The following is a 17,185-nucleotide window of genomic DNA, read 5'->3' as shown; positions in this document are numbered from 1 at the left end:
CAAAGTGGGCTTGTTTTTAAAAATTAACATTAGTCCATAAAAAAACTCCCGTTTAAGTTGTAACGGGAGTTGGTTCGTTAAGAAATGGCGATGGTTAAGCCGCAGTTTCCTCTTCTGTTTTGTCAATCAAAACCTGACCTCTGTAATATAGTTTTCCTTCGTGCCAATGTGCTCTGTGGTACAGATGCATTTCCCCGGTCACCGAGTCTTTGGCAATGGTGGGCATGGTGGCCTTGTAGTGGGTTCTTCTTTTGTCCCTTCTGGTTTTTGATATTTTTCTTTTAGGATGTGCCATTGTAACCTATTTGTCCGTTAATAATTTTTTTAAACTATCCCATCTGGGATCTGTTTTTTCCGATTCTTGTTTTTCTTCCTTTGGCTGAAGTTCTTCCAGCTTATCCAGAATATCTGATTTTAAGGTGCCGTCCAACACCCCAGGGTGCACTCGTTTTTGTGGAACGGCCAAGACCAACATCTCATACATATACTGGGCAATGTTGATTTGATACTCACCATGGGGTATGATCAATACTTCTTCATTTTCGTCGTTGTATTCTTCCCCGAACTTGATGACCAAATGCAATTCTGCACTTATTGATTGGTCAAAAGGCTCTCCGGTCAAGTCACAATCCACATTAACGGTTCCCATTGCTTCCAGCGTGAGTTCCATCATGTTGCTCAACTTGTCCAACGTGGCGCCAATCTGTATTTCAGCCCCATTAAATTCTTGATATTCAAAAGATTCAAAGAACGCATTGTCAATTTCGTACTCAAACTTGTGTTTTCCCAACTTCAATCCCGAAAATGGAATAAAAAACTCCTTCTGCTTCATCGCGTATACACTTAATGTTTGTGTACCAGCCTTTAAAGGCGGGTGCAAAGATACTATTTATTTGTAAAAGTGCAATTTCACGGCCAACAATTATACCTCTCTTTCAAATTTTTAACTGGCGCGTTTCACCTTCTGCTTTTGTAGAGGGTTATTGGTCAACTCCAAATAGTCTTTCCTATTTTTAAAAATCTGTATTGCCATAAAAACAGCCTCCTTAAAAGAACTTTCATCCGCAGTTCCCTTGCCGGCAATCTCGTAGGCTGTTCCATGGTCTGGGGATGTCCGGACCTTTTCGAGTCCGGCCGTATAATTTACCCCTTTCCCAAAGGAAAGCGTTTTAAAGGGAATGAGACCCTGATCGTGGTATGCAGCTAAAATGGCATCAAAATTTTGGTGGGAGCCAGAGCCGAAAAAACTGTCGGCCGAATAGGGTCCAAAAACCAGACTTCCCTTGTCAAAAAACTCCTGTATGGTTGGTTTGAGTATTTTATCATCCTCTTCGCCAATGGTTCCGTGATCACCACTATGCGGATTAATTCCTAAAAGTGCAATCTTGGGCCTACGTATGCCAAAATCCATCTTAAGCGATTTTTCCATAATGGCAACCTTATCCCGAATCAATTGAGGTGTTATGGATTCTGCAACGTCCTTAACGGCGATGTGGTCCGTTAACAGCCCAACCCTCAGCGAATCGGCAACCATGAACATAAGGCTCTGACCTTTCAGTTCTTGGGCCAAAAAATCGGTGTGTCCCGGAAACTTGAATTCTTCCGATTGCACATTGTTTTTATTGATGGGAGCTGTAACCAAAACATCGATTTTGTCCTCTTTGAGGGCAACAACGGCAGCTTTTAGCGATTTAATTGCGTAATTTCCCCCATCTTTTGTGGCTTTTCCGTATTCTATTTTTGGAGCCTCTTTCCAAACGTTGACCACATTTATTTTACCATCAACGGCTTCGGAAGCCTGACGAATACCGTGAAAGGTACTCTTGATGCTCAAATCATTTTTATGTTGGGAGATGGTTTTGTTCGATGCAAAGATCACCGGTGTGCAAAAATCCAACATTCTGGCGTCTTCAAACGTTTTCAATATCACCTCGCATCCTATTCCATTTACATCTCCAATAGATATCCCTAAGCGTATTTTTTGATTTTCTTTCATAAAATCTATACCGATATGGCTACTTTTACATTACAAAATTAGTCAATTAATAAGATTCATGTTCACAGGGATTATCGAGACGCTAGGCAGGGTGGAAAAATTGGAAAATGATGGGGGAAATCTTCACCTTACCATCGCTTCACCTATGGCTTCAGAACTAAAAATTGATCAAAGTGTGTCCCATAATGGCGTGTGCCTTACTGTTGTGTCATTGAATGAAGATTCGTATACGGTGACTGCCATAGAGGAAACACTGAACAAGACCAATTTGGGCAAGCTTGAAGTAGGCGATGCGGTGAACTTGGAGCGGGGCATAGTATTGGGAGCCCGGCTTGATGGCCATATAGTCCAAGGACATGTGGACCAAACGGCGATTTGTACTTCCATCGAGCAAAAGGAAGGGAGCTGGTTTTTTCGGTTTGAATATGACCCTGAGTTGAATAATGTCACCATAGAAAAGGGGTCCATTACGGTGGATGGTGTGAGTTTGACGGTTGTCGATTCCGACAAAAACTCGTTTAGTGTGGCAATCATACCCTTTACTTTTGAACACACCCGTTTTAAGGAATATGAATTGGGTGAAATCGTGAACCTGGAGTTTGATGTTGTTGGAAAATATGTGGCCAGGCTTTTGGCTTTGAGCAATTAATTACAATACACTTTTCATTCTGCCCCAAATAATTTTCAGCAACCATGCTGCCAATAGAACCAAAGCCGTGAGTCCTATGGCCAACGAGTAGTTTCCATAAATCCAATTGCCCGTAGCAAATAGGCAACCATACACCAGCACACAACCTACGAGCATAGCCAAAATACCGGAGGGAACCGTCCATCGTTTACCTTCCTCTTCCAATGATACTCCTTCTTTGACGGCGTCATCTCTGATTTTGCGCCATCCGGGCCCTCCTGGTTTGGTGGTCTCATAAAATCGGTAGAGGGTTTGGTTATCCTCAGGTTTTGTTATATAAGTGACCACAATCCAAATAATCGTTGTTAAGAGTACTACCAGCAAAAACTTGCTCCAACTTGGGAAAGGTGCGCCTTCGTTTAAAAAAAGTGTTTCTTCAAATTGCCAAAAGAAAATAGAAATAATTCCAGAGGCGAACATGGCGACAATCTCACTCCAAGCATTAATTCTCCACCAAAACCATCTTAAGATGAAAATCAACCCTGTTCCTGCGCCGAACATTATGATAATGTCGAAAAGCTGGGTGGCATTGTTCAGGTTCAGTGCGAAAAATCCGCTCAATACCATCAAGAGCACCGTGGATAACCTGCCAACATTTACCAATTCCCTTTCGGAAGCGTTCTTATTAATCTGTTGCTTATAAAAATCATTGACCACATAGGAAGATCCCCAGTTCAGATGTGTGGAGATTGTGGACATATAGGCCGCCCCCAAAGAGGCCAACACAACCCCCAATAACCCAGAGGGAAGTTTGGTGAGCATCGCCGAATAGGCGAGGTCGTTTCGCAAAATACCTTCTTCTACATCTGGAAAAGCCGTTTGGATGCTTTCCAAATCTGGAAAAACTACCAAAGAGGCCAATGCCACCAAAATCCAAGGCCAAGGTCTAAGCGCATAGTGGAGAATGTTGAAGAAAAAAGTCGCTCCTATGGCATGGTTTTCGTTTTTGGCGGCCAACATCCGTTGTGCAATATAGCCACCCCCTCCTGGTTCTCCACCAGGATACCAAGCGCTCCACCATTGCACCGCCAAGGGAACAATAAGTAATGTAATCAAAGCATCCTTATTCGAAAAATCGGGTAGAATAGACATCTTTTGTTGTACCAATTCGTTTTCAAGAACCTTGGAAAGACCTCCAACTTCTGGAATATTCACCAAATAGACCGAGGCCCCAATGGCTCCTGCCATGGCAACAAAAAATAGGATAAAGTCAGTGTACACAACACCTCTGAATCCTCCTATTGCACTAAAAATTACAGTTACGGTCCCACCTATCAGTACGGTTTCAATTGGTGCCAGTCCAAGCATAATCTGACCAATTTTAATTGCTGCCAGCGTTACGGCAGACATCGCCATTACATTGAACACCACTCCTAAATAGAGCGATCTGAAACCCCTTAAAAAGTGGGCGGGTTTTCCTCCGTAGCGCAAATCGTAAAATTCCATGTCAGTTGCCACGTTGGATCTTCGCCAAAGCTTGGCATACACAAAAACCGTGAGCAAGCCTGTTAACAGAAAGGCCCACCAACCCCAGTTGCCGGAAACTCCATCCGTTCTTACAAAGTCTGTTACCAGATTTGGCGTGTCTGTGGAGAATGTGGTTGCCACCATGGAAAAACCCAATAGCCACCAAGGCATTCTACGACCAGATAAAAAGTATTCTGATGTATTTTTTCCTGATTTTTTTGATACGTAGATTCCTATGAAGAGAACGAGCGAGAAGAATCCGAAGATGATTAGATAGTCTAATGTTCTTATGTCCATTTATTCTGGATTGGTACGCGATTAAAGGTAAAGTTTTTTGAAATACCTTTGTTCTCTGTACACTAAATCCCGGCTTTGGTCTTATTTTCTTCTTCCGAACCAACTCTTTTTGGCTGGTTCTTGGCAGCTACCGCCAGTTTTTTGATTGGCACTTCGAAAGCTGGGCTTAAAGGCATGTCCATCTTCAACGTTACTTTAATGGCCTTGGCCTTTGGTGCTCGCCAATCCACAGGATTGATCATCCCTTTGTTATTGGTTGGAGACGTTTTTGCGGTTATCTACTACAATCGTCATGCCCAATGGAAGTACATATTTAAATTTCTGCCCTGGATGGTCCTTGGTATCCTTATTGGGGTTTTTGTTGGCAAAGACTTACCTGAAAAAGAATTTAAATGGGGGATGGTCATCGTTATTTTCATCAGTCTGGGCTTGCTGTATTGGTGGGAACGAAGAAAATCCACAAGTACCCCGTCTCACTGGTTTTTTTCGGGTTCCATGGGTATTATGGCCGGCATTTGTACCATGATCGGCAACTTGGCGGGAGCCTTCACCAATATCTTCTTTTTGGCTATGCGATTGCCCAAAAATGAATTTGTGGGAACCGCCGCATGGTTATTCTTCATCACCAATTTATTCAAGCTGCCTTTTCACGTTTTCGTTTGGAAGACCATCTCCACCGAAACATTGCTCATCAACCTAAAATTGGTCCCGGCCATTTTGGCTGGACTCTTTTTCGGTGTTTTTATCGTTAAAAAGATCAACGAGCGGAATTACAAAAGGTTTATTTTGATTGTCACTGCCATCGGTGCTATTGCGATACTTTTTAAGTGATTTTTTTGCAAGGTTTTCATTGAAAAGAAGAAGGGAAACAAGATTAAATGGTCTTTTTGTTAGGTTTCATACAAGGAACTGACTTATATCAAGGACTGACGAAACCTAAAGTTTTCTTAGTTAGTCCGAGATTTCACATCACTGAAAACTTTAGCAAGGCTTCAAAAAATAATGATGCTTCAAACAAAGCAGATAAAACTTAACAGGCGAGTGGTATTTGAAAGCGTGTCTACCGAAACACCCTTTCATAGGGTACCCAAGCCTTTCTTTGAAAACGAGTCCTGTTTTATGTTTGTGAAAAAAGGAGGGTTCAATTTTAGAACACCTCTTAAAAACATAGCACTGACCCCTGAAAATGCGTTGTTGGCAAAGTGCGGCAATTATTATCTTGAAAAAAGCACCTCCGCGCATGAAGAAGACAGTCCTCTTGAGCTTTTTGGTGTTTTTTTCTATCCAGAAATGGTGAAGGCCTTTTTCCCCTCTGAACTTTCGCTAGAATCTTTTGAAGTCACCGACTTTGATGTTACTGAAATTGACCCGCATCCCATTTTTTCTACCTATGTGGATAGCTTAGCCCATCTTTTTGAAAATCCCCATTTGGCAGATGATGATTTGGTAAGAATCAAACTAAAAGAGATAATGCTTTTATTATACAAGACTGGCGTTTTTCCTTCACTGGGTTCGTTTTTAAAATCCTTGTTCCATCCTTTTGAATATCAGTTCAAAGAAATTATAGAGGCCAATATATTGAGCGACCTGACCTTGGAGGAACTGGCATCCATGTGCCATATGAGCTTGTCCACCTTTAAAAGAAGGTTTTCGGAGTATTTTGATGTGCCTCCGAGAACATACCTCTTGCAAAAAAAGCTACAAACTGCCAAAGAACTTGTCCAAATGCATGATCAACCCATTGCCAAAATCGCCTTGGCTTGTGGTTTTACATCTACCTCTGGCTTCATCCGTGCCTACAACAAAGCTTATGGGGTATCTCCAAGCCAAGAAAGATTGAACCAAAAGTGAAGAATGTTGACCCGATAGACAATTGTTTATGGGGCTTTTTCATAGATATTGGAGTCGTAATCAAAAACAATATCCATGCGAATAGAAAAATCAAAGAGGATTGATGCGCCCATTCAAAAAGCTTGGTCCATTCTGGGCCATGACTTTGCCAATCCACACAAATGGGCGTCACCTGTCAATCATTCCCAACCTGAGGGATTCGAAGAGAATCAAATGCGGTGTAATGAGCGTTCTTGCACAACTGAAATGGGCAATATACGAGAAAGGCTTATTGCATATTCCGACGACGACCACTCCCTTAAACTTGAGGTTACCGAAGGGCTGCCTTTTTTTATGAAAACCATCACCAATCGATTTAATCTTATAGCGTCATCCGGAGAGCAAACCGATGTGCATATTGAACTGGAAATGATTCCTAAAGGACTAATGGGCTTCTTAATGGTGCCGCTTATGAAGTACAAAATGTCCAAGATGTGGGACGATATTTTAGATGATTTTGCCTACTACGTGGAATATGACAGGCCCCACCCAAGAAAGGTCCAAAAAATGGAAAAGTTCCTTAAATAACCCAAAGGTTTTGCAGAATAGAAACAATCTTCTTGTGTTCCGCACAATTACTTTTATTTTTGAATCAAATACACTTTTTAGTCTTCGATAAAAATGAATCTAAATCAAATAACCGTACCCTCAACAGATTTAAATTTGGCTGTCCCCTTTTATCAAAAATTGGGTCTTGTAATGATTGTTGACGCTTTGCCGAATTATGCTCGATTTGAATGTCCTGATGGGGATTCAACATTTTCTATCCATAAAGTTGATCAAGTCGCTCACGGAAATGGCATTTATGTTTATTTTGAGTGTGAAGATTTGGACGGCAAAGTAGATGAATTGATTGAAAAGGGTGTTCAGTTCGAAGAGCTCCCCTATGATAAGCCCTGGTTGTGGCGAGAAGCACGGCTTAAGGATATGGATGGCAATCAGTTAATTTTGTTCCACGGTGGAGAACATAGATTGAATCCTCCTTGGAGAATTAGAGATTGACAAAGATTTTGTGTAATTACTGCAAAATTTGCGGTTTTGCATAATAATATCAAGGATGACACGGATTCCCTTGAGCCATCAAATCTTAAAAAGATAGTCCAAAACCAACTTGGACCAAATTGCTCTCTCTTGAATTAAAGTAGCCTATATTAAATGTAAGTGCTTTTAAGCTGCTAATCCAAAAACCGCCACCTTGTGAAGTGTGCCACATGTTTGAGGTGTCGTCTTCCACCCAAACCCTTCCGTAGTCAAATCCACCGTAGATGCCAACGGTTACTGGTGAAACAGCTGTCAGATATTGTTTTAGGCGGAGTTTAAGGTCAGTGCTTTGGTAAAAATAGGCCCTGCCCGAGAAGCGTTCGTCACGGAAACCGCGTAGGCCATTGTCTCCACCCAACGAAGGTGCATGGTAGAAGAAGAAGTTATTATTGCCAATATTTGTCTTCACCTCGGCCACGGTTCCCAGTACTAAATCTCCTGAGGGAATAAGTTTATGGTCAAATCCAACTTTCAAGGATGCATAACCGAATTTGTTGTCCTCGAGGCTTAGATTATACTTATACCCCGCAGATAAACCAATGTATATGGCCTTAGTAGGGAAATCATCGGCATCCGTGCGGTCATAGTCGCCTGTAACTTCTCCACCCACATAGGTTTGATTCACAAAAATCTCTGGATTGAAGTTCGGCGGGTTAAAGAACCTTTGGCTATTTTCATTTACCCTGAACGATTCTATCAGGCCTTTAAATCTGAGACTGTAATAGGCTATTCCAACGCTTGCCTTCAATTGTCTTGTTCTGGCCCTGTAAAAATCACGTCCAAGATTGTCCTCCGCATTCACGCTCTCATTACCTAGCCCAAAAAAGTTTTTGGCATATCTGTCACTGGTATAGTATCCCTCAACCTCCAGGTTCCATTTAGGGAACACATTCCCGAAAATTCCCCTGTATTTAAGCTCAACGGCTCCAAAACCAAAATAATAGTTGGCCGCCAATTGGTGTTTCTGTCTAAATGGGTTTCCATTTAACCCATTTACCGTATAGGTGTCGCCTAGTCCTGTAAAAATGCCATCATCGGTCCTAAAGCCTAAATTAGGAACCAATATATTGGTGTTTGGCTTAAAATAACGCCAATGGTAGGAGTTGGTCTTATATATGTCGCTCATCTGGGTCGAAGGCATTTCACCATCAAACTCACTATCCTCGTGTTCCCACTCATAAACTTTTATTCTTTTTTTATTAGTGATGTCATATCCATCTTCTCCGTATCCCCCCACAATTCTTATCTTAATTGCATTCTCTCCATTGCCGCTCACTTCGAACTTGTCATCATCACCCAATCCATACAGCCAAATTTCCTTGGTTTCCGATCTATTAAAAACCCGCTCATAGATTACCTCATTTTTCTCTTCGGAAAAAATACGTTTAACCGTAATCTTGGTACGTCCCTTTGGCATACGACCAATCTCAAATAAATCATCTTTTTCAGTGCCAGTTATGGTTACAATTCTATTTAAGTAGTTGGCGTAGGTCACGGCATCTGCATCTATACTTTTAAGACGTGCTTTTAGGCTTTCTTTGATGAATGTTGCCGTTTCATCCTGAACTTCAATTGGCAGTCTTTCAAAAGCACTTTCGATAACCTCAGGCGTTAGTTGTTTTTGAATAATTTCAGCTTCTGTCCTCCATGTATCGACCCCGTATTTGTTCAACAAGGCCCTATCCAACTTGTTTCCGGCCATGTTCTGCCATTTTACATTGTCAATATCTTTGTCAAAAGTTTGCCATCGTCTACTGGTCGGGACAAATAATTTAATCAGCTTTAAAGCGTGTCCATCAAACCTTGGAAAGGCATTGTCCCTGTCCCTTGGAACAGGCATAAATTCCTTATCCCCACTTGGGCGTTCATACTGGATCCATCGCCATTGGTCCTGATGCCTGTCCCAATCTCCTATTAACATGTCAAAAATCCTGGCCCGGATGAAGTTCTTTTGGTCAATCGTATAGGATTCGTCACTTTTTATCTTTTCAAGCATATCAGTTGTGCTTTCAAAATCGGTGATCTTTCCAGATGCGTCAATGGTACGTATATACCCTTTGTAATTGAGCTGCTCATCCGAAGGTCTGCGTTCCACAAAGTACAGTTCGTCGCCAAAGGCATCGTTATGCTCGCCCAAGGCTTCTTGTTTGGGAATATAATACAGTTCTGAATCCGAATGATTGATTCCCACTGCTTTTGCCATTGGATTAATGACCAATTGCATGTAGGGATGTGCCGTGGTAAAAAAGTCGGATATTACTTCTTCCGCCCATGTATCTCGATAATCTTCCTGATTATACGCAATGCCCGGCAGTTGGAATTTGAGAAATTTCAGAGCATTCTTTTTTAGCGACCGCATGGCGTACTGCTTCCCATTTTCATCCTGTAACCTCAAAGAAAAAGATTGATGTCCTCCTCCTTCTTTTACAACGCTTAAACCCCCATACAGGGTGTCCAAATATGCAACCGGAGCGGTGACCAATTCTCCAAAATATTTTCGATAACGCTCGCCCCACAAAAACTTATAAAAACCCCCTTTTTTATAGGTGTTAGAATCCCGTAGTACAACATCTTCAACGTTTTTCTGTTTTACATTTGGAAAGCTTTGGGGGGCACCCGGTTCTTCCAGTGGCGATAAAACATTTATCTGGACGTCATTATTCAAATCTTGTTCGCTGTAAAATGTTGCTTTGGAACTTCCATCCTGAAAATATTCCAACTTGACAAAACCATTGGCTCCGTGCGTGTATTTACCTTCAAATGGGAGCGATCCACCAATGGCCGTTATGTGGCCATTGGACCTATGTGTTGCACTTTTGCTTCCCAAAGATCCACTGATTATTTGATGGATTCCGCCACCGGTCAAGTATTGTAGACTCTCCTCATGACCAGAAACAATGGTTATTCTATCGGAGGATTGGGCCAATGCACTCACCAAAACCCGAAGGTAGTTATAGCGTCTGGAGTTCACGTGTTCTGGGTCAAAAGCGCCCAAGTCCATAACGGCTTCCTTAACTGTTCCCAGAATAGGAAGCGGTTTCATGTGGTCGGCGAAGGTTTGGTTCCCAGCATATGTTCCGTTGCTAAAAATAGGATGGTGCATGGCTATTACTATATTTTTTCCCTGCCCATCATTGATGTAGCCTTCCAGCTCTTCCATAAATCTTCTTCGAGTAACTATATCTGTACACTTCTGGTTCATGTTCACTACACGGGACCAATTTGATACAAACCATTTGGAGTCTATCAGAATCACGTCCAAGTCGTCGTTGATGACCCTGTGTTCAATTGGGCATGCATTTTCTGGAAAGAATGACAAGTTTTTGGCCTCCTTGTCCTTGATATAATCTTCTACTTGCTCAACTTTTTCAGTGTTGTTCCCCTTCCATTCATTATTTCCTGGAATAAATAGGGTGTTCCCCTTGAAGTTTTGGGTGAGTTCCAAATGTTTATCCAAAATCTTCTTGTCTTGTGCCCAATTGTTTTCAATCTCCGAAATAATGTCACCGGTAAAGATGAGCGTACTGTTTTCATTGGATAATGTTAGTTCTGATTTCAATTTATACAAAATGGCAGTGTCCGTATCAGCTTTGGCGTTTCCCAGGCCGCCAGCAATAAAGAACGTATGGGTAGGTTGTCCTTTATTTTTGAACGCAGTCAAATTTCCTTTTTGTGGTTTATAGGTCGCACAACTAACAATCAATAGAAATGCTGAAAGAACAAATGTTGGTTTTGAAATTAAACTACTTGGCTTTTTGCTCATAAGAATTATTTAATGGCAAGTCAATTTTTAATAGGTACATTAAGTCAAAAGAGAATTTTACAGCTGAAACAGGAAGTTTCATAAATATGAACAGGATTAGCGATAAACTACATGAAATTTGATTTTTAAATTTATCCTCAAAATTGATTTTAGCTTTCCTGTGCTTTTTTGCACAATGAATTTCAACTTAGCTTGACCTCACCCATAAAGTTGCTCACAGTGACGCTGCAATGTAAACTTAGGGCATCAAAATCTATGCTTTAAAAGAATTTAACATTAACGCAATCCATATTTTTTAAATACGTCAATGATTCTATTATTTGGACTAATTGAATAGGGAAAACCAAAGTAATTTTAGAGAAAATCTTTAAAAACATAATTATATGAGCGATAGTAGCAACACAATATTGGGAATTTTGGCAGGTACTGCCCTGGGAGCAACGTTAGGCATTCTATTTGCCCCGGACAAAGGATCTTCTACACGTAGAAAGTTGGTTGAACAATCCAATGCTTTAGCAGAAGATGTTGCAAATAGCACAGCACAACTTAAGGAGCAGGTGGTAGATACTTTTTCTTCCAGCAAGGATAACTTGGAGGATAAAATGGAATCTTTGGTTTCTTCAGCCAGTTACAAAACTGAAGACGTAATTACTGCCTTGGAATCAAAGCTGAAAGAGCTTAAAGCCAAAAACAGAAAATTACAGCGCTCTTAATGAGTTCTTCAAAGAAAATAAGCGCTATTACCAGCGAATCCCTTGAAAACTCCCAAGAATACTTTAAAAACTCTTGGGAGTACTATAAGCTCAAGCTTTTTTTGCATACGGCTGAGCTGAGCACAGCCTTGGTAAAATATGCGATATTGGGAATATTCGCATTCATAGCTGTGGTTTTGCTTTCAGTTTCATTGGCCATTTTTTTGGGTCAATTGTTAAGTAGTTCTTCCTTGGGATTTTTACTGACCGCATCATTATTTGTGCTGCTCATTTTGGTAGTCTTCTCAATTCGTAAAAAGCTGGAACGCTACATTGTAAAAAAACTTGCTAAATCAATTCTTCACGATGACTAAAGTTGATTTTGAATCCATATCGGATATAAAACAGGAACTGAAAATCCTGCGTTTGAAAAAGGACATCAGCCTTGAATTGTTGGAAAGCAATAAGTATGAAATGGAAAATTACATGCAACCCTTAAGTTTGGTCAATAAACTGCTCGGGCCTCTTAAAAAAATGGTGCTGGGCTATCTCCTGAAAAAGCTTTTTAAATAATCTTTTGTCTTTTAGGCCACTTGGGCAATATCTTTTCTACTATTTTTGAATTCGCTAGGGCTAATGCCATATTTACGTTTAAAAATTTTGGAAAAATAGCTCCTACTTGTAAAACCAATACTATATACTATTTCGGAGATACTCAACTCCGTGGTTACCATAAAATCTCTTGCCACTTCTAACCGTACGTGCCTTATATATTCTGTGACCGTTTTGTTGTAGAGCAGTTTAAAACCCTCTTGAAGCTTGGCTTGGGTAAGCCCTGTCTCCATAGAAATAGACTCAAGAGAGAAATTAAAAGAAACGTTCCTCTCTATTTTTTTGGCATAATTCCGAATGATTCTCAATTCTCTTTTCAACAAGTTTGTGTGTGGGCGTTTGTTCATTACCTCGTTGTTATGCTGTATCATATGCAACGACAGGATTTGATAAACCAGACCCTCAATCTGCATAATGCGTATCATACCCTTCGATTTTATATTGCGCAACGCTCCAATATTATCCGCCAGTTTTAAGTTATATGATCCATAGTAAGCAAACACCTTTTCATGATCCGTGTCCAAAAACACCTTATATAATTGTTTGTTAAGCTCCTCTCCTTGATTTAAGCGTTTTCTCAAAAAAGGCTTTCTAGTAATTTGGATTACATTTATGGAAAGTTTTACATCCTTTGGAAAGTATCCATAATTATAGCCGCCATCCCTGCTTGTGATGATCACAGATTGAAACTGTTCCAATATTCGTATTTCCTTGTCGCTTTGATAACCGAATTTATGCCCACAATATCCTTCCAAACAGTAAGCAAAGTGTATCGGATTGTAATTGGACGCGTCCATGATCAGTGTCACATCTTCAAAAAAAATGATGTCGTATTCCAATAGGCTGACTCCCCAATCAAAGGTTATAAAACGGATTTTGCCCCTTGCTTTCTTGTTCGAAATTTCCAAGATATATTCTCCCCAACGCTCTGTTATGGCTCCTCCTATGGCGTCTCTTATCTGCCTAACTGTTCCAGCAGTGTCTTTGGCGTCAATATTGATTTTAATCATACCAAAAGAATGTTTTTAATAACGATGGTACGTTTATCTCAAATGTAGTCTTTGTTTTACAACTCTGTTGCTGTATTGAACAAAAAAAACGCTCTTATAAGAAGCGCTTTTTTATATCTTATATATCTTTTGATTACTCCAAAATGCTTCAGTAATAAAAAATAGTTCTTGTTGAGTTCAATGTGATTTAACCATTGGCATGTTTTGAGAAAATCTGCGGAAGTGCGGAAATTTATTATTCCACTAAAGGGGATAACGGTATGTAATGATATTTCAGTTCGCCAATATGCTCGTAGGCCATACTACCTTTGCGAAGTGTGCCCCAATCAAATTCTTCTTCGGCGCTTTTTTCATCATAACACTGCAGCAATTGATCGGATATAAGCAAGTATTCATCTTCCTCAACGTTGTTTTTTAGCAACCTATGTGCAATGATTACATCCTCTCCCAATAATTTTATTCTGTTTCCCACTTGGGTCATCACGATTTCATCTCCATAGTGCAGTATAATTTTCAATCCCAAAATTCTCGGAATTTCAAATGCTTGGTGATTGGACGCATATGCTTTTTGCAAGAGGTGCAATTGTTTGTAAAAGCCGGTGTAAAAAGTATTGCATTGGTCCACCAACTCTGAAAAGGACGGTAAACTTCCTTTTGAGAAGAACAGGACAGCATCCCCTTCAATCTCAGAAACCTTTAGGTTTAAGGTATTGGAATAAATTACCTTGTTCAATAAGGATGGGATTACCTTTGAGGTCAGTTCAAAGTTAACGTCGCTCATAAATTTCGTAAATCCACTAATGTCGGGTATACAGAGCAATGTGGGTTCTGACGCCATGATTATCGGTATTCAGGGTTATCAAAATTCCATCGTGTTCCATCATCCCACGATTCGCGCGAATTACCGTAGGAGGGATATCCACCATTTTGTTTTAGCATTTTGGCCATATGTAGTAGGTTGTACGTCATAAAGGTGGTGTTTCGATTGGTAAATTCGTTTTCTTTTCCACCTGAGTCCTCATCCATATAACTCGGCCCTGGTCCGGCCTCGCCTATCCAACCGCAATCGGCTTGGGGCGGTATGCTAAAACCAAGATGTTGTAAGGCATAAAGAATGCCCATAGCACAGTGCTTTATTCCGTCTTCATTACCGGTAATTACGCAGCCGCCAACTTTGCCATAGTAAATGTACTGTCCTTTGGAATTGGTCTTTGCACTCATTCCATACAATCTTTCGATGAGCTTTGTGGCCTCTGAGGATTTTTCGCCCAACCATATGGGCGTACCTATAACAAGTATGTCTGCTGCCATAATTTTTTCATAGAGCATAGGCCAATCGTCCTTTTCGGCTCCTTTTTCAGTCATGTCCGGCAACAATCCTACAGCAACCTTGTAATCGGCCAGCCTTATGTATTCGACCTCTACCCTCTCCTTTTTCATTATCTCCATAGAAACGTTCATTAAGCCTTCTGTGTGGCTTTGCTCGGGAGAGCTCTTTAAAGTGCAATTAATGTATATCGCTTTAAGGTTTGTAAAATCCATGTTTTTGCTTTTGGCGTTGCACCTCAAAATTGAGGCGAATTTTTTACAATTCTTGATGCTAATGCTATAAAGCGTAATGCATAAGATAATCAAAATATCAAAAGCGTTAAAGATCAAACGGTTTAAGCATCCTTAGAAAAATAGTTTCGTATAGTTTTAGGGTGCCCGTGAAAAAGGGGCTCAATACTCTAAAAATTTTCAATACAATTTGACGATGCAAGAAAAATTTAAAAAAGCCTTAAACGGCATGTGGGACAAATTGGATTCCTGGTTCAATAGCTTTGTTTCCAATTTGCCAAATATTATATTGGCCATTCTCGTTTTTATTACGGCCGTACTGATTTCAAGGTATATTAGAAAGCTTGTCTATAAGATTACCGGCAGGAGCAGTTTGCAGGAAAGCATGAAACAGTTGCTTTCACAGATTGTATCCATCGTTGTAATTCTTATGGGACTTTTTTTTGTGCTGAGCATTTTAAATTTGGGTAAAGCCCTAAACACCATACTTGCCGGAGCAGGTGTTGCTGGTCTGGCCGTAGGTTTGGCTCTGCAAGGTGCATTGGCCAATACTTATTCTGGCATTATTCTTTCCTATGTAAAGCAAATTAAATTTGGTGATTGGATAGAGACCAATAACTACGAAGGTGAAGTCATTGATATAGATTTAAGGGTGGTCACCATAAAACAAGTGGACAACAATCTTGTGTATGTTCCGAACAAGATGGTCGTTGAAAATCCGATAAAAAACTATTCCACCACGGCACAATCTCGAGTAATTTTAGAATGTGGAGTAGCGTACAATTCGGATTTGCAGCAAGTGAGGGATTTAGTGAAAAAGACCATTGTAAACCATTTTGAGGCTGTGGAAAACAAAGAGGACATCCTTTTCCTTTACCGTGATTTTGGTGATAGCTCCATCAATTTTGAAACCAGGTTTTGGATAAATTCCACCTCAGCCTTAGAGGTGGCCAAGGCAAAAACAGAAGCCATGATCTTGATAAAGGCCGTATTTGATGAGAACGATATTCAAATCCCGTTCCCCATTCGTACGTTGGACTTTCCGCAAAAATTTATGAGAGCCTTGCGCAATAGTGATTAAACTGGGTTGTTCTCAAGATAGCCCATACTGACAGTTTCATGAATGTTCTGCTTGGTCTTATACCTTTTTGGATTGCAATGATACTTTTCCTTGAAGATTTTGCAGAAATAACTTCTGCTCGTCAATCCAATGGCATAAACTACCTCAGAAACGTTCATGTCAGTTTCCCTGATCAGTTTTTCCGCTTTTTCCAAACGGGCGTTTCTGATAAAATCAGAAACAGTACGTTGGTACAAAAACTTGAACCCCTCTTGAAGCTTGCCAGCGGAAAGGCCTGATTTTTTACTTAGTGCCGGTATTGTAAACTGCTGTTCTGGGGTTTCTTGAATAAACCTCGCTATCTCCATCAGCTTTTGTATTTCCCTTTTTATGAGTCTGGTGGAGTTGATTTTACCAGTGGTTTCTCTTTTATACTGCTCAATATGGCTGGCCAAGATAAGAATGCATATGCCCTCAAAATATAGAAGTTCGGACAAGGTATCGGCATACTTGGCTTCCGTCAATTTTCTTACATATTCGGCAATTTCCAGATTAAGTTTTCCGAAATGCACCAAATTATGTCTCTTATTCAATTCCCCTAAAAAGGCTTTCAGTTTTTGTGCTATCACTGTTTGCCCATCAGGATGTTTTTTAAAATAGGTGTCTATGTCAATCCGGAGAATGTTAAGACTAACATCAGAGTCTTTTCCAATCACCAAGCCTCCAGCAAAATTTTTATTCGTCTTTACTATTGCGGTCTGTAGCTCGTTCAATTTTACATGATGGTTGTTATGCTGCGTTGCGTAAAAACAATTTCCCTGAAAGCAGTAGATAAAATAGATGGATTGGTCAGTTTCGGACAACAAGGACAAATATGTATCCCTGTTGAGCTTTAAATCGAACTCCAATACAAAAAGTCCTTCATCAAAATTAATGCACTTGACTGCGCCATTCCCTTCTGCCCTATCCACCTTCAGCATGTACGTTTCCTTATATTCTGCCACATCGCCCTTTATGTTGATGTTAAGTCGGTTTAATTCATGTTGGGCCCGCTGTTTTCTTTCTTCCATAATCCTTTTGTTTCCATTTTAGCTTGCAGAATCATTCTG

Annotated in this window: 18 protein-coding genes; 9 read left to right on the top strand and 9 right to left on the bottom strand. The window is 40.4% G+C overall.

Going from position 1 to position 17,185, the window contains the following annotated elements:
- Nucleotides 1–94: 94 nt before the first annotated feature.
- The 3 genes from rpmF to pdxA all read right to left on the bottom strand — a co-directional run bounded on the left by rpmF (nt 95) and on the right by pdxA (nt 1,996).
- Complete coding sequence (gene rpmF, locus GTQ34_RS07555; protein ID WP_055395884.1) at nt 95–295, bottom strand: 50S ribosomal protein L32; 201 nt, start codon at nt 293–295, stop codon at nt 95–97.
- A 6-nt stretch (nt 296–301) separates the two neighbouring features.
- Nucleotides 302–832, bottom strand: a complete 531-nt coding sequence (locus GTQ34_RS07550; protein WP_166523164.1) for a YceD family protein — start codon at nt 830–832, stop codon at nt 302–304.
- Nucleotides 833–943: 111 nt separating this feature from the next.
- Nucleotides 944–1,996, bottom strand: coding sequence for a 4-hydroxythreonine-4-phosphate dehydrogenase PdxA (pdxA, locus tag GTQ34_RS07545; RefSeq protein ID WP_166523163.1), 1,053 nt, complete (start codon nt 1,994–1,996; stop codon nt 944–946).
- A gap of 58 nt (nt 1,997–2,054) precedes the next feature.
- Between pdxA and GTQ34_RS07540 the strand changes: the two genes are divergently transcribed.
- The gene (locus GTQ34_RS07540; protein ID WP_166523162.1) at nt 2,055–2,645 is read left to right on the top strand and encodes a riboflavin synthase; all 591 of its coding nucleotides are present in this window, start codon (nt 2,055–2,057) and stop codon (nt 2,643–2,645) included.
- On the opposite strand, the gene GTQ34_RS07535 is transcribed toward GTQ34_RS07540, so the two are convergent.
- Nucleotides 2,646–4,448: a sodium:solute symporter family protein gene (locus GTQ34_RS07535; RefSeq protein ID WP_166523161.1), complete on the bottom strand. Its 1,803-nt coding sequence runs from the start codon at nt 4,446–4,448 to the stop codon at nt 2,646–2,648.
- 75 nt (nt 4,449–4,523) lie between these two features.
- On the opposite strand from GTQ34_RS07535, the gene GTQ34_RS07530 reads away from it, so the two are divergent.
- From GTQ34_RS07530 to GTQ34_RS07515, 4 genes are all read left to right on the top strand, one after another.
- Nucleotides 4,524–5,279 carry a sulfite exporter TauE/SafE family protein gene (locus GTQ34_RS07530; protein ID WP_166523160.1) on the top strand — a complete coding sequence of 252 codons (756 nt, stop codon included), beginning with the start codon at nt 4,524–4,526 and terminating at the stop codon, nt 5,277–5,279.
- Between the two features lie 171 nt (nt 5,280–5,450).
- Complete coding sequence (locus tag GTQ34_RS07525; RefSeq protein WP_166523159.1) at nt 5,451–6,299, top strand: AraC family transcriptional regulator; 849 nt, start codon at nt 5,451–5,453, stop codon at nt 6,297–6,299.
- Between the two features lie 75 nt (nt 6,300–6,374).
- Entirely contained in the window at nt 6,375–6,866 is a 492-nt protein-coding gene (locus tag GTQ34_RS07520; RefSeq protein ID WP_166523158.1) for an SRPBCC family protein, read from the top strand.
- Nucleotides 6,867–6,959: 93 nt separating this feature from the next.
- A complete protein-coding gene (locus GTQ34_RS07515; protein ID WP_166523157.1) occupies nt 6,960–7,340 on the top strand; it encodes a VOC family protein in 381 nt (126 codons plus the stop codon).
- A gap of 85 nt (nt 7,341–7,425) precedes the next feature.
- Here the strand turns inward: GTQ34_RS07515 and GTQ34_RS07510 are convergent, their stop codons facing one another.
- The gene (locus tag GTQ34_RS07510; RefSeq protein WP_166523156.1) at nt 7,426–11,142 is read right to left on the bottom strand and encodes a bifunctional metallophosphoesterase/BamA family protein; all 3,717 of its coding nucleotides are present in this window, start codon (nt 11,140–11,142) and stop codon (nt 7,426–7,428) included.
- Nucleotides 11,143–11,525: 383 nt separating this feature from the next.
- Between GTQ34_RS07510 and GTQ34_RS07505 the strand changes: the two genes are divergently transcribed.
- From GTQ34_RS07505 to GTQ34_RS07495, 3 genes are read left to right on the top strand one after another with little or no spacing between them, the layout of a single operon-like run.
- Nucleotides 11,526–11,855 carry a YtxH domain-containing protein gene (locus tag GTQ34_RS07505; RefSeq protein ID WP_166523155.1) on the top strand — a complete coding sequence of 110 codons (330 nt, stop codon included), beginning with the start codon at nt 11,526–11,528 and terminating at the stop codon, nt 11,853–11,855.
- Nucleotides 11,855–12,208 (top strand): hypothetical protein, encoded by a 354-nt coding sequence (locus tag GTQ34_RS07500; protein ID WP_166523154.1) that lies wholly within the window; start codon nt 11,855–11,857, stop codon nt 12,206–12,208. Before GTQ34_RS07505 ends, GTQ34_RS07500 begins: the two co-directional genes overlap by 1 nt.
- Nucleotides 12,201–12,407, top strand: a complete 207-nt coding sequence (locus GTQ34_RS07495) for a hypothetical protein (protein ID WP_166523153.1) — start codon at nt 12,201–12,203, stop codon at nt 12,405–12,407. Before GTQ34_RS07500 ends, GTQ34_RS07495 begins: the two co-directional genes overlap by 8 nt.
- Before the next feature lie 11 nt (nt 12,408–12,418).
- Here the strand turns inward: GTQ34_RS07495 and GTQ34_RS07490 are convergent, their stop codons facing one another.
- The 3 genes from GTQ34_RS07490 to GTQ34_RS07480 all read right to left on the bottom strand — a co-directional run bounded on the left by GTQ34_RS07490 (nt 12,419) and on the right by GTQ34_RS07480 (nt 14,998).
- Complete coding sequence (locus tag GTQ34_RS07490; RefSeq protein WP_166523152.1) at nt 12,419–13,456, bottom strand: helix-turn-helix domain-containing protein; 1,038 nt, start codon at nt 13,454–13,456, stop codon at nt 12,419–12,421.
- A 235-nt stretch (nt 13,457–13,691) separates the two neighbouring features.
- The gene (locus GTQ34_RS07485; RefSeq protein ID WP_166523151.1) at nt 13,692–14,294 is read right to left on the bottom strand and encodes a DUF2652 domain-containing protein; all 603 of its coding nucleotides are present in this window, start codon (nt 14,292–14,294) and stop codon (nt 13,692–13,694) included.
- Between the two features lie 2 nt (nt 14,295–14,296).
- Nucleotides 14,297–14,998, bottom strand: coding sequence for a flavodoxin family protein (locus GTQ34_RS07480; RefSeq protein ID WP_166523150.1), 702 nt, complete (start codon nt 14,996–14,998; stop codon nt 14,297–14,299).
- A 214-nt stretch (nt 14,999–15,212) separates the two neighbouring features.
- Here GTQ34_RS07480 and GTQ34_RS07475 point away from each other — a divergent pair, with 214 nt between their 5' ends.
- Complete coding sequence (locus GTQ34_RS07475; protein WP_166523149.1) at nt 15,213–16,097, top strand: mechanosensitive ion channel family protein; 885 nt, start codon at nt 15,213–15,215, stop codon at nt 16,095–16,097.
- Here GTQ34_RS07475 and GTQ34_RS07470 read toward each other — a convergent pair.
- Entirely contained in the window at nt 16,094–17,146 is a 1,053-nt protein-coding gene (locus tag GTQ34_RS07470) for a helix-turn-helix domain-containing protein (protein WP_166523148.1), read from the bottom strand. The genes GTQ34_RS07475 and GTQ34_RS07470 overlap by 4 nt on opposite strands.
- Between the last annotated feature and the right edge of the window lie 39 nt (nt 17,147–17,185).

It is taken from the genome of Flagellimonas ochracea, from assembly GCF_009903685.1.
GTDB lineage: Bacteria > Bacteroidota > Bacteroidia > Flavobacteriales > Flavobacteriaceae > Flagellimonas > Flagellimonas ochracea.
The sequence above is the reverse complement of the archived record's forward strand: the minus strand, read 5'-3'. Positions and strand labels throughout refer to the sequence as shown.